The sequence below is a fragment of the Micromonospora chalcea genome, from assembly GCF_002926165.1.
Taxonomy (GTDB): Bacteria; Actinomycetota; Actinomycetes; order Mycobacteriales; family Micromonosporaceae; genus Micromonospora; species Micromonospora chalcea.
Window position 1 is genome coordinate 163,732 of record NZ_MAGP01000093.1, and the last position, 20,588, is coordinate 184,319.

The 20,588-nt window shown below is 72.4% G+C and carries 20 protein-coding genes; 15 read left to right on the forward strand and 5 right to left on the reverse strand.

From position 1 onward, the window contains the following. The first annotated feature begins 56 nt into the window (after positions 1-56). The 13 genes from BAW75_RS09760 to BAW75_RS09820 all read left to right on the forward strand — a co-directional run bounded on the left by BAW75_RS09760 (position 57) and on the right by BAW75_RS09820 (position 14,381). Complete coding sequence (locus BAW75_RS09760; RefSeq protein ID WP_104113349.1) at positions 57-1,754, forward strand: AMP-binding protein; 1,698 nt, start codon at positions 57-59, stop codon at positions 1,752-1,754. Positions 1,755-1,812: 58 nt separating this feature from the next. After that, on the forward strand, positions 1,813-2,997 hold the full coding sequence (locus tag BAW75_RS09765) for an acyl-CoA dehydrogenase family protein (RefSeq protein WP_104113350.1): 1,185 nt from the start codon (positions 1,813-1,815) through the stop codon (positions 2,995-2,997). Further along, positions 2,994-4,019, forward strand: coding sequence for a bifunctional MaoC family dehydratase N-terminal/OB-fold nucleic acid binding domain-containing protein (locus tag BAW75_RS09770; protein ID WP_104113351.1), 1,026 nt, complete (start codon positions 2,994-2,996; stop codon positions 4,017-4,019). Before BAW75_RS09765 ends, BAW75_RS09770 begins: the two co-directional genes overlap by 4 nt. Continuing rightward, a complete protein-coding gene (locus BAW75_RS09775) occupies positions 4,019-5,146 on the forward strand; it encodes an acyl-CoA dehydrogenase family protein (RefSeq protein WP_104113352.1) in 1,128 nt (375 codons plus the stop codon). Before BAW75_RS09770 ends, BAW75_RS09775 begins: the two co-directional genes overlap by 1 nt. Further along, positions 5,143-5,565 (forward strand): MaoC/PaaZ C-terminal domain-containing protein, encoded by a 423-nt coding sequence (locus BAW75_RS09780; protein ID WP_223201125.1) that lies wholly within the window; start codon positions 5,143-5,145, stop codon positions 5,563-5,565. The genes BAW75_RS09775 and BAW75_RS09780 overlap by 4 nt, the downstream gene beginning before the upstream one ends. A gap of 1 nt (position 5,566) precedes the next feature. Continuing rightward, positions 5,567-6,748, forward strand: a complete 1,182-nt coding sequence (locus BAW75_RS09785; protein ID WP_104113353.1) for a lipid-transfer protein — start codon at positions 5,567-5,569, stop codon at positions 6,746-6,748. Between the two features lie 128 nt (positions 6,749-6,876). Then, positions 6,877-8,454, forward strand: coding sequence for an ABC transporter substrate-binding protein (locus BAW75_RS09790; protein WP_064446348.1), 1,578 nt, complete (start codon positions 6,877-6,879; stop codon positions 8,452-8,454). Between the two features lie 138 nt (positions 8,455-8,592). Next, positions 8,593-9,534 carry an ABC transporter permease gene (locus BAW75_RS09795; protein WP_043324835.1) on the forward strand — a complete coding sequence of 314 codons (942 nt, stop codon included), beginning with the start codon at positions 8,593-8,595 and terminating at the stop codon, positions 9,532-9,534. Further along, positions 9,531-10,469: an ABC transporter permease gene (locus BAW75_RS09800; RefSeq protein ID WP_043324834.1), complete on the forward strand. Its 939-nt coding sequence runs from the start codon at positions 9,531-9,533 to the stop codon at positions 10,467-10,469. The genes BAW75_RS09795 and BAW75_RS09800 overlap by 4 nt, the downstream gene beginning before the upstream one ends. A gap of 26 nt (positions 10,470-10,495) precedes the next feature. Further along, complete coding sequence (locus tag BAW75_RS09805) at positions 10,496-11,554, forward strand: ABC transporter ATP-binding protein (RefSeq protein WP_064446347.1); 1,059 nt, start codon at positions 10,496-10,498, stop codon at positions 11,552-11,554. Further along, positions 11,554-12,387, forward strand: coding sequence for an ABC transporter ATP-binding protein (locus BAW75_RS09810; protein WP_051611046.1), 834 nt, complete (start codon positions 11,554-11,556; stop codon positions 12,385-12,387). Before BAW75_RS09805 ends, BAW75_RS09810 begins: the two co-directional genes overlap by 1 nt. A 3-nt stretch (positions 12,388-12,390) precedes the next feature. Continuing rightward, the gene (locus BAW75_RS09815) at positions 12,391-13,860 is read left to right on the forward strand and encodes an MmgE/PrpD family protein (protein WP_104113354.1); all 1,470 of its coding nucleotides are present in this window, start codon (positions 12,391-12,393) and stop codon (positions 13,858-13,860) included. Next, entirely contained in the window at positions 13,857-14,381 is a 525-nt protein-coding gene (locus BAW75_RS09820; RefSeq protein ID WP_051611044.1) for a nitroreductase/quinone reductase family protein, read from the forward strand. Before BAW75_RS09815 ends, BAW75_RS09820 begins: the two co-directional genes overlap by 4 nt. A 5-nt stretch (positions 14,382-14,386) precedes the next feature. Here the strand turns inward: BAW75_RS09820 and BAW75_RS09825 are convergent, their stop codons facing one another. Next, on the reverse strand, positions 14,387-15,340 hold the full coding sequence (locus tag BAW75_RS09825; RefSeq protein WP_104113355.1) for a quinone oxidoreductase family protein: 954 nt from the start codon (positions 15,338-15,340) through the stop codon (positions 14,387-14,389). A 10-nt stretch (positions 15,341-15,350) separates the two neighbouring features. Beyond that, positions 15,351-16,604, reverse strand: a complete 1,254-nt coding sequence (locus tag BAW75_RS09830) for an FAS1-like dehydratase domain-containing protein (protein ID WP_084789445.1) — start codon at positions 16,602-16,604, stop codon at positions 15,351-15,353. Positions 16,605-16,815: 211 nt separating this feature from the next. Here BAW75_RS09830 and BAW75_RS09835 point away from each other — a divergent pair, with 211 nt between their 5' ends. Both BAW75_RS09835 and BAW75_RS09840 read left to right on the forward strand, forming a co-directional pair. Continuing rightward, entirely contained in the window at positions 16,816-17,556 is a 741-nt protein-coding gene (locus BAW75_RS09835) for a hypothetical protein (protein ID WP_051611041.1), read from the forward strand. Next, positions 17,553-18,362 carry an SDR family NAD(P)-dependent oxidoreductase gene (locus tag BAW75_RS09840; protein WP_104113356.1) on the forward strand — a complete coding sequence of 270 codons (810 nt, stop codon included), beginning with the start codon at positions 17,553-17,555 and terminating at the stop codon, positions 18,360-18,362. Before BAW75_RS09835 ends, BAW75_RS09840 begins: the two co-directional genes overlap by 4 nt. 10 nt (positions 18,363-18,372) lie before the next feature. Here BAW75_RS09840 and BAW75_RS09845 read toward each other — a convergent pair whose 3' ends face one another. Genes BAW75_RS09845 through BAW75_RS09855 form a run of 3 tightly spaced genes read right to left on the reverse strand, consistent with a single transcriptional unit; the run spans position 18,373 to position 20,537 of the window. Continuing rightward, on the reverse strand, positions 18,373-19,140 hold the full coding sequence (locus tag BAW75_RS09845; RefSeq protein ID WP_167435550.1) for an SDR family NAD(P)-dependent oxidoreductase: 768 nt from the start codon (positions 19,138-19,140) through the stop codon (positions 18,373-18,375). Next, positions 19,133-19,726 carry a nuclear transport factor 2 family protein gene (locus BAW75_RS09850; protein ID WP_167435551.1) on the reverse strand — a complete coding sequence of 198 codons (594 nt, stop codon included), beginning with the start codon at positions 19,724-19,726 and terminating at the stop codon, positions 19,133-19,135. Before BAW75_RS09850 ends, BAW75_RS09845 begins: the two co-directional genes overlap by 8 nt. Then, the gene (locus BAW75_RS09855) at positions 19,719-20,537 is read right to left on the reverse strand and encodes an SDR family NAD(P)-dependent oxidoreductase (RefSeq protein ID WP_208635221.1); all 819 of its coding nucleotides are present in this window, start codon (positions 20,535-20,537) and stop codon (positions 19,719-19,721) included. The genes BAW75_RS09850 and BAW75_RS09855 overlap by 8 nt, the downstream gene beginning before the upstream one ends. Positions 20,538-20,588: the final 51 nt, after the last annotated feature.

Here is a 20,588-nt window from a genome sequence, read left to right on the forward strand (position 1 = left end):
GCGCTTGCTTGTTTGGTGATTCGCATTTGACGACGGACGAGACGGAGCAAACGTCAATGACGACTCAGGCCCCGGTGGCCCGAAACTCGGGACCCGCCGTCTTCGCCGACATCGTGCGGGCACGCACGGGCGACGACCACCCCGGCCTGCTCTTCGAAGGCCGCACCATCACCTGGGGCCGGATCGTGCAGGAGGCCGCCGACCGGGCCGCGGCATTGGACGACGTGCCCCGGCCCGACGGCAGGCCACTGCACATCGGGCTACTCCTGGAGAACACCCCCGACTACGTGTACTGGATCTGTGCCGCCGCGCTGGCCGGCGCCACAGTGGTCGGGATCAACCCGACCCGGCGTGGCGCCGAGCTGGCCCACGACGTGCGGCACACCGACACCGACCTGCTCCTCACCGAGGACCGCCTCGCCAGCCTCGTCGACGGGCTCGACCTGGGCATCCCCGCCGGGCAGGTGCGCAACATCGACTCCCCGGAGTACGCCGCCTGGCTGGCCCGGCACGCCGGCGCGCCGGTACCCACCGACGAGGTCGACCCGCGCGCCAACCTGCTGCTCATGTTCTCCTCCGGCTCGACCGGCGCCCCCAAGGCGGTCATCTGCTCCCACGGGCGCCTCGCCGCGGTCTCCGAGGCGCTGCTGGCCCGCACCGAGCTGACCCGCGACTCGGTCAGCTACCTGGCGATGCCGCTGTTCCACGGCAACGCCGTCATGCTCAATCTCGGCCCGGCCATGGTCTGCGGCGCGACGATCTGCATGGTCCGCAGGTTCTCCGCGTCCGGCTTCGTACGCGACGTGCACGAGCACGGCGTCACCTACTTCAACTACGTCGGCCGGGCACTGGCCTACATCCTGGCCCGGCCGGTCGACCCCCGCGACGCGACGAGCACGCTGCGGCGCGCCGTCGGAACCGAGGCCTCGGCCGCCGACATCGTCCGCTTCGCCGAGCGCTTCGGCGTCGTCATCTCCGAGGGCTACGGCTCCAGCGAGGGCGTCATGCGGATCAACCGCACCCCTGAGACGCCCGCCGAGGCGCTCGGTGTGGCCGTCGCCGGCGCCGAGATCAAGGTCATGAACGAGGAGACCGGGCTGGAGTGCCCGCCGGCCCGGCTCGACGGGACCGGGCGGCTGCTCAACGCCGACGAGGCCATCGGCCAGCTCGTCGGCGTCGGCATGGCGGCGAAGTTCGAGGGCTACTACAAGAACCCCGAGGCCGCCGCCGAGCGGGTCCGCGGCGAGGACTTCTGGTCCGGGGACCTGGCCTACCGCGACGCCGACGGCTACTTCTACTTCGCCGGCCGCTCCTCGGACTGGATCCGCGTCGACAGCGAGAACTTCGCGGCCGGCCCCGCCGAGCGGATCATCGAGCGCTGGGACCGGGTGGCGGTCGCCCCCGTCTTCGCCGTGCCCGACCCGCGTACCGGCGACCAGGTCATGTGCGTGATCCAGCTGCGCAGCGGCGCCACCTTCGACCCCGAGGCGTTCACCGCCTTCCTCGACGAGCAGGCCGACCTCGGCACCAAGTGGCGGCCCCGCTTCGTGCGGATCGTCGACCAGATCCCCAGCACGGGCAACGGCAAGGTCGCCAAGCAGATCCTGCGCCGTACCGCCTGGGTCACGACCGACCCCGTCTGGGTCCGCGACGGCGCGTCCACCGCGTACCGCCCGCTGACCGAGGCGGACGTCCGGGACCTCGAGAAGCAGTTCGCCGACAACGGACGTGCCGCGCTCCTGCCGGCCACCTGACCTGCCGGCCCGCCCGGCACACCGACTGGCGCCCACGCCCCGAGAATGAGGAACATCCATGTACCTGGAGTACACGCCCGAGCAGCGAGAGCTGAGCAGGGAGCTGCGAGCCTACTTCGCGCGCCTGCTCACGCCCGAGGTCCGCGAGGCGCTCGGCGGCACCAACGAGGACCGCCCGGCCTACCGCGAGATCATCCGCCAGATCGGCAAGGACGGCCTGCTCGGACTCGGCTGGCCCACGGAGTACGGCGGCCAGGGCCGCCCGGCGATCGACCAGTACATCCTCTTCGACGAGATCAACCGCGCCCAGGCGCCGTTCCCCTTCGTCACCATCAACAACATCGGCCCGATGCTGATGCGCTACGGCACCGAGGAGCAGAAGCGCGCCTACCTGCCGGGCATGCTGACCGGCGACGTCATCTTCGCCATCGGCTACAGCGAGCCGGGCTCCGGCACCGACCTCGCCTCGCTGAGCGCCCGGGCCGAGGCGACGCCCGACGGTGGCTGGGTCATCAACGGCCAGAAGGTGTTCACCAGCGGTGTCAGCCAGGCCGACTTCGTCTGGATGGCCGTGCGCACCGACCCCGCCGCCCCGAAGCACAAGGGCATCACCATCCTCATCGTGCCGACGTCGGACCCGGGCTTCAGCTGCACGCCGATCGCCACCAGCGGCATCACCCACACCAACGCCTCCTACTACGAGGACGTACGCGTCGGCCCCGAAGCCCTCGTCGGCGAGGTCAACGGCGGCTGGCGCCTCATCACCGGCCAGCTCGGTCACGAGCGGGTGGGCCTGGCCGCGATGGGCGGGCGCACCGAGCAACTGTGGACCGACGTCGCCGCGTGGGCCGCCGAGCCCGACGCCGACGGCAACCGCGTCCTGGACAAGCCGTGGGTGCGCACGGAACTGGCCCGCGACTACGCCGAGCTGACCGCGATGCGCCTGCTCAACTGGAAGATCGCCGTCGTGGGGGAGGGCCAGAACCCGGCGCCCGCCGCCGCGTCGGTCGCCAAGGTCTACGGCACGGAGACCCACGACCGGGTCTGCCGCAACCTCGTCTCCGTCGTCGGTCCCCGCGCGACCCGGCGCGCCGGCGCGCCGGGCGCCGTCCTCGGCGGACAGCTGGAGGCGTACACCCGGGGCTCCTACATCAACACCTTCGGCGGCGGCACCAACGAGGTGCTGCGCGACATGATCGCGGTCGCCGGTCTCGGCATGCCGAGGAAGGGGCGTTCCGCATGAGCACCACGACGCAGGCCCCCGCCTCCGAAGCCACCGACCAGGACGCCTTCCTCGCCCGTCTGCGCGAGTTCGTCGGCCTCGAGGCCACGCCCACCCGCTACGCCCAGGACGCCGTCAACCAGGCGATGATCCGGCACTTCGTCGAGGCGATGGGCGACGAGAACCCCGTCTACGTCGACGACCGGGCCGCCCGGGACACCGGCCGCGAGGGCGTCGTCGCCCCGCCGCCGATGCTGTCCACCTGGCTCATGGTCGGCTACAAGGCCCACACGGCCGCCGCCGCGGGCGCCGCGCCGGACACCCCGATGGCCCGGCTGCTCGCGCTGCTCGCCGACGCCGGCTTCGTCGGGGTCGTCGCGACGAACGACGAGCACGAGTACGTGCGCGAGCTGCGCCTGGGCGACGAGATCAAGATGACCACTGTCATCGAGGACGTCTCCCCGCGCAAGACCACCGGCCTGGGCACCGGCCACTTCATCACGACGCTGCGCACCTACACCGACCAGAACGACGAGGTCGTGGCCCGCCAGCGCTTCCGCATCCTGCGCTTCGACCCGTCCGGCGCCAAGCCCGCGGCGCCGGCCGCCGCCGACCCGGCGCTGCGGCACAAGCCGTTCATCCTGCGCGACAACGCGTTCTGGTTCGCCGCCGCCGCGCAGCGTCGCCTCGTCATCCAGGCCTGCACCGACTGCGGCACACTGCGCCACCCGCCCGGCCCGATCTGCCCCTCCTGCCACTCGTACGCGTGGCACGAGGTGGAGGCGAGCGGCCGGGGCACCGTGCACAGCTACGTCGTCAGCCACCACCCGAAGGCGCCCGGGTACGACTACCCGCTCACCGTCGTGCTCGTCGACCTCGAAGAGGGCACCCGTCTGGTCGCCGACTTCGCCGGGGACGCCGGCGAGGTCGAGATCGGCATGCCCGTGCAGGTCGACTGGCTCGACTACGACGAGAACCTCACGCTGCCGCGTTTCCGGGCCGCGACCTCCGCATCGGAGCCCACAGAAGAGGAAGGGAACTGATGGACTTCCAGCTCGCCGAGGAACAGGTCACGGTCAACGACCTGGCGCGCGACGTGTTCTCGCGCAACGGCGACCCGCAGCGGCTCTTCGACATCGAGGCCGGGCCGGACCGCTTCGACCGCGTCCTGTACCGCGACCTGGCCGAGTCCGGCATCCTCGGGCTGCCCGTGCCCGAGGAGCACGGCGGCGCCGGGCTGGGCCTGTGGGAGATCGCCGGGGTCTTCGTCGAACAGGGCCGCACGCTCGGCACCGTCCCGCTGTGGGAGACCCTCGTCGGCGGCGTCCTCCCGCTGCTGCGCTACGGCAACGCCAAGCAGCAGGCCGAGTGGCTGCCCCGCGTGGCCGCCGGAGACACGGTCCTCACCGTGGCCGTCGACGACCTGACCGACGCCCGGCCGTACGGCGCCCGCGTCCGCGTGCGGTCCGGCGCCGAGCCCGGCGGTGACGGGGTCACCCTGAGCGGCACCGCCGTCGGCGTCCGCTCGGCGCACCTCGCCGACGCGATCGTCGTCCCGGCCACCGACGAGGCGGGTGCGGTCGGGCTGTACCTCGTGCCGACCGCCGGACCCGGGGTACGCCGGGACACGTTCGAGCGCACCGACCGTGGACTCGCCTCCGACGTTCACTTCGAGGACGCCGCCGCGGCGCTGCTCGCCGAGGGCCCCGAGGAGGACCGGTTCGACTGGCTGCTGCGCCAGGTCTGGACCGCGGTGGCGGCTCTGCAGAGCGGCGTCAGCCAGGCCGCCGTACGCCAGGCCGCCGACTACACCTCGGGCCGTGAGCAGTTCGGTGTGCCGATCGCGACCTTCCAGGCCGTCGCCCACCAGCTCGCCGACTGCCACATCGACACCGAGGCGATGGAGGTCACCTACCTCAACGCGCTCTGGCGCGAGACGACCGGGCGGCCGTCCCGGGCGGCGGTGCACGTCGCGAAGTACTGGGCCGCCGAGGCGGGCGACCGCGTCGCGCGCACCGTGCAGCACGTGCACGGCGGCATGGGCGCCGACGTCACCTATCCGATCCACCGTTACATGCTCTGGACCACGCAGCTTGCCAACACCGCCGGCTCCGGAGCCTGGCACCTGCAGCAGCTCGCGGACCTCGTGGGCGAGGGGGAGCAGCTGTGAGCACGCAGATCACCATCGAGCAGGTGAGCCCCGGCGACACGCTGCCGGAGCTGGAGATCCCGCTGACCCGGACCGTCATCGTCGCCGGCGCGCTCGCGACCCGCGACTACGAGGACGTGCACCACGACCCGGCCCAGGCCCAGCGTCGCGGCACCCCCGACACGTACATGAGCATCAACCACACCAACGGGCTCGTCGGCCGCTACGTCACCGACTGGGCCGGCCCCGCCGCGCGCATGGTGCGCCTGAGCACCCGCCTCGGGGTGCCGAACTTCCCGGGTGACGTGATGCGGCTGACCGGTGAGGTCGTCGGCGTCGAGGAGGACACCGTGCGCGTCGCGGTGCGTGGCATGAACAGCAAGGGCGGGCACGTCGTCTCCGAGGTGACAGTGCGCCTGCCCCGCGGATCGGAGCAGTGACGTGACGTCCACCTTCCTGTCGGGTCGCACCGCTGTCGTCGGCATCGGCGCGACGGAGTTCTCGAAGAACTCCGGCCGCAGCGAGCTGCAGCTCGCCGTCGAGGCCGTCTCGGCCGCCCTGGCCGACGCGGGCCTGAGCCCCGCCGACGTCGACGGCATGACGACCTTCACCATGGAGACCAACCCGGAGAACATGGTCGCCCGCAGCCTGGGCATCCCCGAGCTGAAGTTCTTCTCCCGGATCCCCTACGGCGGCGGCGGCGCCTGCGCACCCGTCCAGCAGGCCGCCATGGCCGTCGCGAGCGGGATCGCCGACGTCGTCGTGACGTACCGCGCCTTCAACGAGCGCTCCGGCGTCCGCTTCGGGCAGGGACCTCCGCCGGCGAAGACCCAGGCCACCTCGGACAACGAGTACCGCTCCTGGGTCAACCCGTACGGCCTGCTCACCCCGGCCCAGCACACCGCGATGTTCGCCCGCCGCTACATGCACACGTACGGCGCGACCAGCGAGGACTACGGCCGGGTGGCGGTGCTCGCCCGCAAGCACGCCGCGAACAACCCCAGGGCGTGGTTCTACGGCAAGCCGCTCACGCTCGAGGAGCACCAGGCCTCGCGCTGGATCGCCGAGCCGCTGCACCTGTTCGACTGCTGCCAGGAGACCGACGGCGGCCAGGCGATGGTCGTCGTCAGCGCCGAACGCGCCAAGGACCTGCCCGTCACCCCGGTCTACATCCGGGGCGCGGCCCAGGGCCTGGGACCGGACCAGTACCAGATGGTCAGCTACTACCGCGAGGACCTGACCCGGATCCCCGAGGTCGAGCTCTGCGCCCGGCAGTTGTGGGCCCAGTCGGGGCTCGGTCCCGCCGACATGGACGCGGCGATCCTCTACGACCACTTCACGCCGTACGTGCTCAACCAGCTCGAGGAGTACGGCTTCTGCGGTCGCGGTGAGGCCAAGGACTTCATCGCCGACGGCAATCTGGAGGTCACCGGCTCGCTGCCGACGAACACCCACGGCGGCCAGATCGGCGAGGCCTACCTGCACGGCACGAACGGTGTCGCGGAGGGCGTCCGCCTCGTCCGGGGCACCTCGACCAACCAGCCCGACGGCGTCCGCAACGTCCTGGTGACGGCGGGCGTCGGCGTTCCCACCAGTGCACTGATCCTCTCCGCGGAGGGCTGAGACGCCGGCCACCACCACAGCTCCGAAGGCCGTCAGCGACCCACGGATCCCGCCCGGCAGCGGCCGGAAGGGACAACACCACCTCTGATCAGCCGGAACGACTCGGCTCGTGTTTAGGAAGGATGAGAATGGGCGTCACCATAACGGCCCGCAAACGTGTGGTCGCGTTGATCAGCATCGGGGCTCTCGCCCTGGCCGGCTGCAGCTCGCCGGACAACTCCGGCAGCGGCAGCAGCGCCGCGCAGGGCGAGATCGACACGTCGGCAGTGCTCAAGTTCGCGTCGGCGGGTCCGTTGCGCGACCTCGACCCGGCCCTGCAGACGAGCTACGGCGCGTGGGGCTACCTGTTCCTCGTCTGGGACCGGCTGACCATGCTGGACAAGGACGACAAGATCGTCCCGGGCCTGGCCAAGGAGTGGAACTTCGTCGAGGACGGCAGCGTCCTGGAACTCAAGCTCCGGGACGACGTGAAGTTCCACGACGGCACCCCGTTCGACGCCGAGGCCGTCAAGGTCAACATCGAGCGCGGCAAGACGCTCGAGGGCTCGACCCTCAAGAGCGACCTCGCCGACATCGAGTCGGTCGAGGTCGTCGACGCGACGACCGCGCGCCTCAAGCTGGTCAAGGGCAAGGGCGTCCAGCTGCCCGCGTCCTTCACCGGCACGGCCGGCATGATGGTCAGCCCGAAGGCGATCAAGGACGGCGCCGACATCAAGAACAATCCCGGCACCGCCGGGTCCGGCCCGTACATCGCCACCCAGCTCGTCCCCCAGGAGAAGCTCGTCCTCAAGCGGGCCGACAACTACTGGGACCCGAACGTCGGCCGTCTCGGCGGCATCGAGCTGCAGCGCGTGCCCGACGCCGCCGCCCGCCTCAACGGCCTGCAGAGCGGCCAGGTCGACCTGGCCCCGCTCAGCTCGGCCGGCGAGATCGCCACGGTGGAGAAGATCGTCACCCCGGGCAGCGGTCTCCAGCAGCACCAGGTGAAGTTCAAGAACGTCGTCGGCATCTACCTGCGCGCCAACAAGGGCGACCTCGTCAAGCCGGAGGTCCGCCAGGCGATCGCCCACGCGGTCGACCCGGAGGCGATCAGCGCGCTCTTCAGCGGCTACTGCACGCCGACCCGCCAGGTCGTGCCGGAGACGGACCCGAGCCGCATCCCGAGCTACACCTACCCGTACGAGTTCAGCGTGGACAAGGCCAAGGCCCTCGTGCAGCAGGCCGGCGGCGCCAAGGTGTCGGTCACCTTCGCCGCGGGCACGAACGCCGAGCAGCCGGCAAACGTCGTGCAGGCGTCCCTGCGGGCCGCCGGCGTCGACGCGACGCTCAACCCCGTGCCCAACACCGAGAACGAGCCGCGCTTCATCGCCGGCGACTTCGAGCTGATGGTCGGCACGTCGTGGAGCCCGAAGGCCGACCCGGCGGCGACGGTGAACACCTACATGCTGAACACGTACAAGCTCGCCGCGGACCCCTCGCTCATCGCGGGCAAGGCGGCCGAGGCCGCCAACCCCACGCTGCCGATGGACAAGCGGGCCCCGTTGTACCAGGACATCTGGAAGACGACGCTCGAGCAGGCCTGGTTCGTGCCGCTGTGCAACCAGACCAACGCGAACGTCTCGAAGGCGAACATCGTCGGCACCGACAACATCCCGATGTCGAACATCGGCATCTGGGACCTGCGCCACATCGCCGTCAAGAAGTAACCGGTCGCTCCTGACCACCGGTGGCGTCGCCGCCGGACCACCCGCTGCGGCGGGGGCCGGCGGCGACACCACCGGCCTTGCCGGCACCAGGCCGTGCGAGGCGCAGTCCCAGGCACACGCTCAGAGTCGAGGTAGGACATGATCCGCTACGCCAGCAGGCGCTTGCTCGCGGCAATACCCCTGCTGTTCGTCGTCCCGCTGCTCGTCTTCGCCCTGATCGAACTCGCTCCGGGCGACCCGGCCGTCGTCCTGGCCGGCGACGAGCCGACCCCGGAACGTGTCGAGGCGATCCGCGAGGAACTCAACCTCAACGCTCCGGTCCTGGTGCGCTACGCCATGTGGGTCGGTGACGTCCTGCGCGGCGACCTCGGCACGTCCTTCCTGTCCGATCAGACAGTCATCGAGCTGCTGACGCGGCGAATGGCCACGACGATGTCGCTGGTGCTCGTCGCGATGATCTTCGCCGTCGTGCTCGGGGCCACCCTCGCCCTCGTGGCCACGCTGCGCTCCGGTGGCATCGTCGACCGGTTCGTCAACGGGCTCGCCTCGATCGCGATCGCCATCCCGGGCTTCTGGTTCGGCCTCGTGCTCGCCTCGGTCTTCGCGGTGGGCCTGCAGATGTTTCCGGCGTTCGGCTACCAGCCGCTGGCCGACGGCTTCTGGCCGTGGCTGTCGCACCTCGTCCTGCCGGGCATCGCCCTCGGCCTGCTACCCGCGGCCGAGGTGACCCTGCAACTCCGCTCGGCGCTCGGGCAGGTCATGAAGTCCGACTACGTCCTCAACGCCGAGGCCAAGGGACTGTCGCGATCCAGCGTGGTGTTCAAGCACTCCCTGAAGAACGCGTGCATCCCCGTCGTCACCGTCCTCGGCTTCCGCGTCGCGGAGGTCCTCGCCGGGTCGGTGACCATCGAGATGATCTACAACATGCCCGGCCTCGGTCGTACCGCGATCGAGGCGGTGCAGGGCCGTGACATCCCGGTGCTGCTCGGCTTCGTCCTGTTCAGCACGACTGTCGTCGTGCTCGTCAACCTCATCGTCGACATCTCCTACGGCTACTTCAACCCGAAGGTGCGGTCATGAGCGCCAACCAGACCCCCTCGGCTCCGGCGCCGGGGAACGACTCGGGCCTCGCCGAGGTGCCGGCGGCGGCCATCGGCACGGGCGAACCGGAGCCGGTCGCCGCCCCCGGCATCCTCAAGAGCATCGTGCGCCGCCCCGCGACGATCGCGGCCGGCGTCTTCCTGCTCGTGCTGACCTTCATCGCGATCTTCGCCCCGGCCCTGGCGCCGTACGACCCCGACGTGCAGAACCTGTTGCTGCGGCTCCGGCCGCCGAACGCCGAGCACTGGCTGGGGACCGACGACTACGGCCGGGACGTGCTGAGCCGGCTCATCTTCGGCGCGCGGGTCTCGCTGTGGGCGGCGCTGCAGGCCGCGGCCGTCGCGCTCGTGCTCGGCCTGCCGCTCGGCATGATCGCGGGCTACCGCGGCGGCTGGGTGGACGCGATCCTGACCCGGATCATGGACGCGCTGATGAGCGCCCCGTCGCTCGTGCTGGCCATCACCATCGTCGCGGTCCTCGGCGCCGGCATCACCAACGCGATGCTCGCCATCGGCCTGGTCATGGCCCCGCGCTTCTTCCGGGTGGCCCGCGCCGGCACGATGGACGTGCGGCACGAGACCTACATCGAGGCCTCGATCGCCCTGGGCTGCAGCACCCTGCGGATCGCGGTGCGGCACGTGCTGCCCAACGTGCTGCCGCCGATCATCCTCGTCATCTCGGTGTCGCTTGGTACCGCCGTCGCGGCCGAGGCGAGCCTGAGCTTCCTCGGGCTGGGCGTCCAGGCCCCCGCGGCCAGCTGGGGCTCGATGCTCTCGACCGCCTCGTCGAACATGCGCCTCGCGCCGTACCTCGTGTGGCCGCCCGGCGTGATGATCTTCCTCGCCGTCCTCGCCTTCACCTACGTCGGTGACGGCGTCCGTCGCGCCCTCGTGCGCACCCGCTCGGGCAACTGACCGTCCGGCAACCACCAGGAGCTGACATGGCACGTGAAACGGCGCCCGCCGGCACCAGGACCGACGCCACCGGCGGAACGGCGGACCTGCTGCGCGTGGAGAACCTGAGCGTCGAGTTCCCCTCGCCCTCGGGCGGCTGGCAGACGACCGTCCAGGACGTCTCGTTCTCGCTCAAGCCGGGCGGTTCGATGGCCCTGGTCGGCGAGTCCGGGTCGGGCAAGACGGTGACCTCCATCGCGGTGATGGGCCTGACCGGGGCGACCGGAGGACGGATCGCCTCGGGCCGGATCGTCTTCGACGGCGTGGATCTCACCGCGGGCACCCAGAAGCAGTGGCGGGACCTGCGCGGCCCGGGCATGGGCATGATCTTCCAGCAGCCGATCCGCAGCCTCAACCCGGCGTACACCGTCGGGGACCAGATCGCCGAGTCGGTGCGCAAGCACCTGGGCATGAACCGCAAGCAAGCCCGGGCCCGTGCCGTCGAGATGCTCGACATGGTGCAGATCCCGCGGGCGGCGCAGCGGATCGACGACTACCCGCACGCGTTCTCCGGCGGCATGTGCCAGCGCGTCATGATCGCGATGGTCATGGCGTGCAACCCGCGCCTGCTCATCGCCGACGAGCCGACGACGGCGCTCGACGTGACGGTGCAGGAACGGATCCTCGAACTGCTGCGCGACCTGCAGGAGCAGACCGGGGTGGCGCTGCTGTTCGTCAGCCACGACCTCGCGGTGGTGGCTGAGCTGTGCCGGGACGTCGTGGTCATGTACGCCGGCGAGGTGGCCGAGAACGCGCCCTCGGAGCAGTTGTTCTTCCACCCGCGGCACCCCTACACGTCCGGCCTGATCGGCTCGATCCCGAAGCCGGGCCTGAGCACCGACCGGCGGTTGCGCGCGATCCCCGGTGGCATCCCGGCGCCGGGCGCCTGGCCGCACGGGTGCCGGTTCAGCAGCCGGTGCGAGTTCGCCGTGCCGGGCCGGTGCGACGTGGCCCACCCCGGCCTGGTCCGTCTCGACGGCGCCGCCGAGCACCATGCGCGGTGCGTGCGGGCCGCGGAGCTCTCTCTGGATGGAGTGACGGTCTGATGAGCCTGCTCGAAGTCGAGAACCTCACGAAGTCGTTCAGCGCCGGCCGGGACTGGCTCGGCCGGCGTACGAAATGGTTGAACGCGGTCAAGGGGGTGAGCTTCACCCTGGAGCGCGGCGAGTGCCTCGCCGTCGTCGGCGAGTCCGGCGCGGGCAAGTCGACGGTCGGGCGCATGGTGCTGCGCCTCATCGAGCCGGACTCCGGCTCGGTGACCTTCGACGGGATCGACGTACTGGCCACGAAGCCGAAGCAACTGCGCGCGCTGCGCCAGCGGATGCAGATGATCTTCCAGGATCCGTACAGCTCGCTCGACCCGCGGATGACGATCAGGGACGCGGTCGCCGAGCCTCTCCTCGTGCACACCGACAAGGACCGGGCCACCCGCGAGAAGGAGGCCGTCGAGCTGCTCGACAAGGTCGGCATCGGCTCGCGCTACCTGGAGCGGTACCCGGCCGAGCTGTCCGGCGGGCAGTTGCAGCGGGTCGCGATCGCCCGGGCGCTGACGATGAAGCCGAGCCTCATCGTGTGCGACGAGCCGGTCGCGGCGCTCGACGTGTCGGTCCGGGCGCAGGTGCTCAACCTGCTCCGGGACCTGCAGGAGGAGCTGGGTCTGGCGTACCTGTTCGTCTGTCACGACTTGGCCCTCGTCGAGGTCATCGCCGACCGGGTCATGGTGATGGCCGCAGGTGAGGTGGTGGAGACGGACACCACGGACCAGATCTTCGCCAACCCGCGGCAGGAGTACACGAAGAAGCTGCTCGCGGCGATCCCCGTGCCGCTGCCGCGCGACGCGCAGGGCAACCGGCTCGTCGCGCCCGGAAGGGTGGGCTGAACGGTGACCGGTACGACGGAACCGACCCGGACGCAACTGCTGGCGCGGTTCGCGACCACGCGCGACGAGGAGATCCCCGAGTCGGTACGCGACTACGGCCGGCTCGTCCTGCTCGACTCGCTCGTCTGCGGGCTGGCGGCGGTGCGGTTGCGGCGCAGCCGCATGGTCCAGCGGGTCGCCGCCCGGTTCGGCGGCCCGGCCGAGGCGACCGTGTTCGGGCTGGAGCAGCGGGTCGCGGCGATCAACGCCGCGCACGCCAACGCGGACATGATGAACGCGCTGGACGCCGACGACACGTTCTTCAACTCGGCGCACTTCGCGGTGTTCGGCGCCGGGGCCGGTCTGGCGGAGGCCGAGCGGCTGCACGCCGACGGGGCGAGCCTGCTGCGCGCGAGCATCATCGCGTTCGAGATCAACGCGCGGCTGAACCTGTCGACCTCGCTCATGGCCTTCGAGGACGGCCAGTTCCGCTGGTCGCCGCTGTCGTCGCACGGGTACGCCTCGATGGGCGCGGCCGCGGCGTGCGCTGTCGTCGGCGGCTGGGAGCCGGAGCGGCTGACCCACGCGCTCGGCCTGGTCGCCTGGCTGGCCCCGCCGGCGAAGAACTCCTACATGGCCGAGCGGCGCTCGTTCAACGCGTTCAAGTACGGCCCGTACGGCGCGATCGCGCACGCCGGGATGCTCGGCGCGGCGCTGGCCGAGGAGGGCTACACCGGCGACCTGGACGTGCTGGACCGCACCCCGGGCTTCATCGAGGCGATGGGCTTCCTCGGCGGCGAGCGGCACGAGATGGTCGCCGGCCTGGGGTCGAAGTGGTGGATCACCGAGACGTCGCTCAAGCCGTACCCGACGTGCCGTTTCACCCACGCGGCGCTCGACGCGATCCGCGCGTTCCCGGGCACCCACGGGGTGCCGGTGTCGCAGATCGAGTCCATGGAGATCCGGCTGAGCCCGGCGGCCTACCGGACGTTGCAGTTCCGGGAGCCGGCCCCGCGGATCCCGGACACCGCCGTCGCGCCGCTGGACGGCGCCTTCAACATGCCGTACGCCGCGGCGCTGGCGCTGCTCGGGCACGCCCCGGGACCGCAGTGGTACGACCCCGAGCGGCTGGCCGACCCGGCGGTGTGGGACCTGGCGCGCCGGATCACGACGGCGCCCGACCCGGTGCTGGACGCGGAGTGGGAGGCCGACCTCAGGGAACACCCGGGCGGCCAGATCCGCCGGACGCGGGGCGCGCTGACGATCCGGGCCGGTGGCCGGGAGTACGTGGTCGAGTCGGACTTCGCCCAGGGCGACCCGTGGGACGACACGACGCGGGCGGACTGGGACTTCGTGGCCGGCAAGCTGGCCTCGTTCTGCGACGGGATCCTCGACGCGGGCGCGCAGGAGCGGCTCGTCGAGGTGGTCCGGGGCATCGACGACGTCGCCGACGTCGCCGAGACGCTGTCCCCGCTGCTGGCGCGTGCGCGATGAGCCGACGGATCGGCGCGGAGACGAGGTCGTTCGCCTCGTACGGCCGGTCGTGGCTGATCGTCATCCGCGGACCGCGCGGGATGGCGTTCGACCGCTTTCTCGTGCGACGGACCGGGTTCTCGCTCGTGTCGTTGCAGTACGCGCTGGCGGGCAGGTTCCCGTACCACCCGACGCTGCTGCTGACGACTGTGGGCCGTCGCTCCGGGGAACTGCGCGACGCGGCGCTGCCCTACGTGCCGTACGGGAAGGATCTGGTGGTCGTCGGCTCCAAGGGCGGCGGCCCCAAGGACCCCGCCTGGGTGGTCAACGCGCGTCATCACGAACTGTGCTGGATCGTCCTGCGGCGCAGGACGGTCCCGGTGCGGGCGCGGGTGACCGACGGCGAGCGCGACCCGGAGCTGTTCGCGCACGTCGTGGCGCGCAAGCCGAACGTGGGACGCTACGCCGAACGGGCCGCCGGCTTCGGGCGGCAGATCCCGCTCGTCGTCCTGACCGCCGTCTCGGGGGAGCCGCTCGCCTGAGCGGCTCAGCCGGTGGTGAGGACGATCCGCCCGACGAACTCGGACGCCTCCAGCCGGTCGTGCGCGACAGTGGCCTGCTCGAGCGGGTACGTCGCGGCGATCGCGGGGGCGGCGGTCACGGCCGAGAGGGTGAGCGCCTCGCGTAGCTGGCCGGCCACCGCCTCGGGCCCGGGCCGGCCGATGCCGCGCAGCGTCCAGCCCTTGACCATGAGGCGACCCAGGTGCAGGTGGGCGTGGCTGTCGGCGGTGACGCCGCAGGTGACCAGCCGGCCGCCGGGGGCGAGGACCTTGAGCACGTCGGACCAGAGGGTGCCGCCGACCGACTCGACGATGACGTCCACCTCGCCGCCGGGCAGCGCGGCACGCAGGGACTCGACGACGTCGGGGCGGTAGTGGTCCACGACGTCGAGCGCGCCGAGGGCGCGTACCGCGTCGGCCTTCGCCGGGGCGCTGGTGCCGAAGACGCGCGCGCCCAGGTGGTGGGCGTACTGGACGGCGAAGGTGCCGACCGCGCCCGCGGCGGCGACGACGAGGACCCGGTCGCCGGGGAGGACGCCGGCGAGGTTGACGACCGCGTCGTAGGCGGTGCGTCCGGCGGTGGGCACCGCCGCGGCGTGGACGGCGTCGAGCGCGGCCGGTCGCGGGAAGCAGTGCGTGGCCGGGACGACGGCGTACTCGGCGTGGGCGCCGGTGGTCAGCCCGACGACCGCGTCGCCGGCGGTGAAGCCGGTGACGCCCGGACCGGTCCGCACGACGGTGCCGGCGACGTCCCGGCCGAGGATGGTCGGGCCGGTGACCGCCATCCCGTGGGTGCCGCGACGGATGTAGGTGTCGACCCGGTCCAGGCTTGCCGCCTGGACCCGCACGAGCACGTGACCGGGGCCGGGCGCCGGGGCGTCGAGTTGGCCGAGGCGCAGGCTGTCGGGGGAGCCGGAGTCGACGACGTAGCTGGCGAGCACGCGATTCCTCTCAGGGCAGGGCGATGGTGGCGGAGGCGATGACGTGGTCGCCGAGGCTGTTGGTGCCGCGGACGTCGACGGTGACGTGCGTTCCCCCGTCCGCCGGATTCAGGCCGGTGACGACGCCGTCGAGCGTGCAGGTGTCGCCGGGGTGGTTCTGCGCGGCGAGGCGGGTGCGGAAGTCGACGACGCGAGCCTCCGGTCCGGCCCAGTCGGTGAGGTAGCAGTTGACCAGCGCGCTGGAGCCGAGGATGTTCATGTAGACGTCGCGGGCGCCCCGTTCGAGGGCCGCGTCGCGGTCGAGGTGCACGTCGTTGAAGTCGAAGGTCGCGGTCGCCAGCGCCGCGATGGACAGCTGGGTGACGGGGATCGGCCAGGGGGCGAGACGTTGCCCGATGCTCACCTCGGCCCCGGTGCGGGTGCTCGTGCGGCGTTGCGGCCGGGGGGCGGTGAGCACCGGCAGGATCGCACCGTCGCGGGTGCGCCGGTGCGCCACGACGACCGGCATGCCGTCGTGCACGAGGTCGGGGCGCAGGTACGCGACGTCCCCGGTGAAGCGGGTCCCGTCGGCGAGTTCGGCGCTGCCGACGAGGTAGGGGCGCTCGTCGAGGGGGGCGGCGGCGTAGCCGGGTTGCAGGTGCGCGGTCAGGGTGCCGGTGGTGCCGGCCGGCGGCAGGTCGACCGGGGCGGCGGCCGGGCGTACCGGGCGGGCGAGGCGGTCCCCTGATGTCGCCGGGCCCTCGGTCCGGGTCGCCGGGTTCCAGCGGAGCATCCGCAGGACGACGCGGCCGACCGGCTCGCCCTCGACGGTGCGGTAGTCGCTGACGAGGTCGACGAAGTGGCCCCGGCCGAGCCGGGTGGACTTCTCGGGGGATACCGCGCCGATGGAGGGGAACTGCTCCAGGTGGTCGCCGGGGCGCAGCGGGCGTACGTAGGTGTGCTCCGTCTGCACCGCGGCCACCGAGGTGAACCCGCGCGTGGCGAGGACCTCGTTGACCCGGTCGAGGCTCTCGGCGTGGCGGTGAGCGCGCCTGTTGCCCGGCAGGGTCCACATGTTCAGCGAGGTCGCCGGGGCCACGATGCCGCCCCAGACGGAGCGGGCGGCCCACCGGGGGTCCTGGTACGCGGGGTTCTCGTCGCCGACGGCGTCGCACCAGACGCGGATGGCTGCTTCGGTGATCGCGTCCTTGGCCCGGCGGGGCGGGTCGGTGAGGCCGATCAGAGCGTCGAGTCGGGCGCGGAAATCCGCGTCACTGCCGGTCATGGGGCTCCTCTTGCGGACAACGGTGTCAACCAAGCGCTTGCTTGACCATATGGCCGGCGCTGCCCTAGGGTCAAGGCTCGAAACACCGGCCGCGCCCCGGCGGCGACACCGGACCGATCGTGCGTCACCAGCGCCCCGACCCGCGAAGAGGGCCGAGATGCTCCCCAGCACCCCAGCGACAGCCACCCGAGCCTTCTTCTCGTTTCCGAAGGTGACCGACCCTGCCCGCCATCGCGACTACAACGCGTGGCATCAGCTCGACCACCGCCCCGAGAACCTCGCCCTGCCCGGGGTCGTGCACGGCGACCGCTGGGTGCGTACGCCCGCGTGCGAGCGGCTCGGCAGCTACCCCGATCCCGCCCTCGCCGGCAGCCAGTACATGGCGATGTACTGGTTCGCCGAGCCGGCCGCGGACGCGGTCGCCGAGTGGACGGACCTCGGCGACCGGGCGATCCACCAGGGCCGGCGTCCGGAGCTGGCCTGGACCGAACGGCCGATGACCCGGATGTTCCGGCCCGTCCAGGGCCACGTCGCCCCCCGGGCCCTGGTCACCCTCGCCGCGCTGCCGTTCCGGCCCCACCGCGGCGTGTACGTCGAGGTGAGCCGGGTCGAGACGTCCCAGCGCCCGGACGTGGCCGACCTGTCCCGGTTCGAGCACGAGACCCAGGTGCCCGACCTGCTCGCGCGCGACGGCGTCGCGGGCGTGTGGACCTTCCGCAGCGCCCCGAGCCGCAGCCGCCCCGACGGACCCGTCGTGCGGATCCGGCTCACCTACCTCGAAGCCGACCCGGTCGAGTTCGCGCGGGCCCTGGCCGCGGACCCGCCGGCGGCCCCGCCCACGGCGCTCGCCGGCACGGCCACCCCGCTGTTCACCGGGCCCCTGGCCACCATCACACCCTGGGAGTGGGACTGGTTCGACGAGCCCGCCACGGCGACGGACCGCGTGGCATGAGCGAGGCCACCGCCGGACTGTTCGAGCGCTACGGGCCCTGGGCCCTGGTCATCGGCGGTTCCGAGGGGGTCGGCGCCGCGTTCGCCGAGCAGCTGGCCCGGGCCGGCCTGGGCATCGTGCTCGTCGCCCGCAAGCCCGCGCCGCTCGGGGAGACCGCCGACCGGGTCCGGGCGCACGGGGTCCCGTGCCGCGTGCTCGCCCTGGACCTGCTCGACGCGGACGCGACCGCCCGGATCGTCGAGGCCGTCGCCGACCTCGACCTCGGCCTGCTCGTCCTCAACGCGGGCGCGAACACCTACCGCAGCCGCTTCGTCGAGGCGGACCTCGCCCGGGTCCGGGCCGTCATCGATCTCAACGTGACCCGCCCGCTCGAACTCTGCCGGGAGCTCGGCGCCCGGCTCGCCGCACGCGGCCGCGGCGGCATCCTCGTCGTCGGCTCCTCGGCCGGCTACCTCGGCCACGCCGACATCGGCGTCTACGCCGCCGCCAAGGCCTTCACCCGGATCTTCACCGAGGGCCTCTGGCTCGAGCTGCGGCAGGTCGGTGTCGACGTGCTGCACCTGGTGCTCGGGCTCACTGCCACCCCCGCCATGGCGCGCGCCGGCCTCGACCTGACCGGCGCGGCCGACCCGGCCGACGTCGCCGCCGAGGGGCTGGCGGCCCTGGGCGCAGGCCCGGTGCACGTGGTGCGCCAGCAGGCCGAGGTCGCCGCGCGGCGCTCCGGACCGGACCGGGCCGCCCTCGTCGCCGGCAACCACGGCGGGATGCGGGCGATGCTTGGCGGCCCGGGCACCGACCCGAGCTGACCGGCCGCGTTCACTGCGTGACGGTCCACCCGCCGTCGACGACGAGCACCGCCCCGTTGACGTACGAGGCCAGCGGCGAGAGCAGGAAGAGGATCGGCCAGGCGATCTCGTCCGGTGTGGCCATCCGGTGGCTCGGCACCCGGGCCAGCACGGACTGCCCCGTCGGGGACTCGGCGAAGCCCCGCAACCTCGGGGTGTCCACCATGCCGGGTGCGACCGCGTTGGCCCGTACGACGTCGGCCCGGTGCGCGGCCAGGTGCCGGGTGTAGCCGACGATCGCTGCCTTCGCCGCGCTGTACCAGTCGCAGGCGGTGCCCACGACCGTGCCGGCGACCGAGGCGGTGTTCACGAGGGTCGCCCCGGGCGGGGCCTGTTCGAGCCAGGCCCGGGTCACCGACCGTACGCTGCCGACACACAGCCGTACGGCGTGGTCGAAGTCGAGTTCGGTCGCCGAGGACGGGCCGGCGTTGTTGACGAGGTGGCGCACCGGCCCGTACGCCGAGCAAGTCGCGGCGAGGGCCGCGCGCACGGCCGAGGCGTCGGCGACGTCGACCACGTGGGGGTCGATCACCCCGCCCGCCGCGCGGACGGCGGCGCTCACCGCCGTGAGTGCGGCGGCGTCGAGGTCCCAGGCGGACACCACGAGTCCCTGGGCGGCCGCTGCTACCGCGGTCGCCGCTCCGATCCCGCTGCCGGCCCCGGTCACGACGACGACGTCGCCCGTACGGAAGCCGAGCCGCGGCGCGTCGGCGGCGGTCCCGGGCCGCGGGTCACTCACGGGGGCGCCCGGGCTCGCCGACCGGGTCCGGCCCGGCCTCCGCAGCCGGGCCGCCGGGCGGCCACGGGCTGCTGATCGGGTCGGAGGCGTCGCGGGCTCCCCGCAGTGCCGCCTCGGGGATCGGCCACTGGCCGGCGAGGTCGTCGACCCGCTGCCACTCCGAGACGGTGCGGCGTTCCTGCACGCGCCACTCGCCCGCGCGCCGGGTGACCAGGTCGACGTAGCGGAACCCGCTGATGATGTTGCCGCGTGGCGGCTCGGACGTGCTGCGCTGCAACGCGATGCCGTACGTCTCGGCCCGGGCGCGGTCCGGGTCGGCCGGGTCGAGTTCGACCAGGATGTTCGTCAGGTAGTGCATCGTCATGGTGCGCCGCGCCACGAGCGCGAAGACCGTGTCCAGCATCGTGTCCCGGTCGGCGGTGGTCCCGCCGAGGGTGATCCGGGCGTCCGGGTGGAAGGCGCTCGCGGCCAGGTCCCGGTCCATCCGGTCGATCCCGCGTGCATAGCGCAGCAGGGCCCGTTCGACGGCCCGCTCGGCGAGCAGCGCGTCCAGCTCGACCGGGAGGGACCGCGACGGCTCAGACACCGAAGCCTCCGTCGACGTCGAGCTTCTGCCCGGAGATGAAGCCGGCCCGGTCGCTGGCCAGGAAGCAGGCGGCCTCGGCGATGTCGAGGGCACTGCCGAACCGCCGCAGTGGAGTCGAGGACCGGGCGACGGCCAGGGCGCGCTCGTCGAGGTCCCCCGAGGAGATCAGCCGCTCGGCCATCCCGTCGGTGAGCATGCCCGGCCCGACGCAGTTGAACCGGATGCCGAAGCGGCCCTCCTCGTTGGCGAAGGCCCGTACGAGCGCCTCGAGCGCCGCCTTCGGCGCGGCGGACAGGCCGTCCCGGGCGGGATAGCGCGTCGTCGCCGCGGTCGTGATCGCCACGACGTTGCCACGGCTCTGCCGCAGGGCCGGGAGACAGGCCGAGACCAGCGTGAAGAAGGCGGTCGTGTCGTTTGCGACCTGCGTGGCGAACTGCTCGGGGCGCACTGTGGACAGGTGCCGCATGGGCACGTGCGGCCCGGCCGCGTGCACGACCGTGTGCAGCGGTCCGCGTCCGGTGAGCTGCGCCACGAGCGCGGCGGTGGCCTCGGCGTCGGTGAGATCGAGGTGGTGCGCCGAGTGCGTGCCGGACGCGACGGGCGGCAGTTCGTCGAGCACCTGCCGGGCGGCGTCGGCGTCGCTGCGGTAGGTGATCGCCACCGCCGACCCTCGGCGCGCCAGCTCGCGGGCGATGACCCGGCCGAGACCGCCGGTGCCGCCGGTGACGAGCGCGACGCCGGCGCGGTGGACGAAGTCGGCGGGCACGGGCAGTGCCGCCGTGGGCGAGGTCGGGGAGGACTGGTCGGTCACGACAACTCCTGAGGAGGTGGGAGGGCCGGGGGAGGTCAGGTCGCGGGGAGG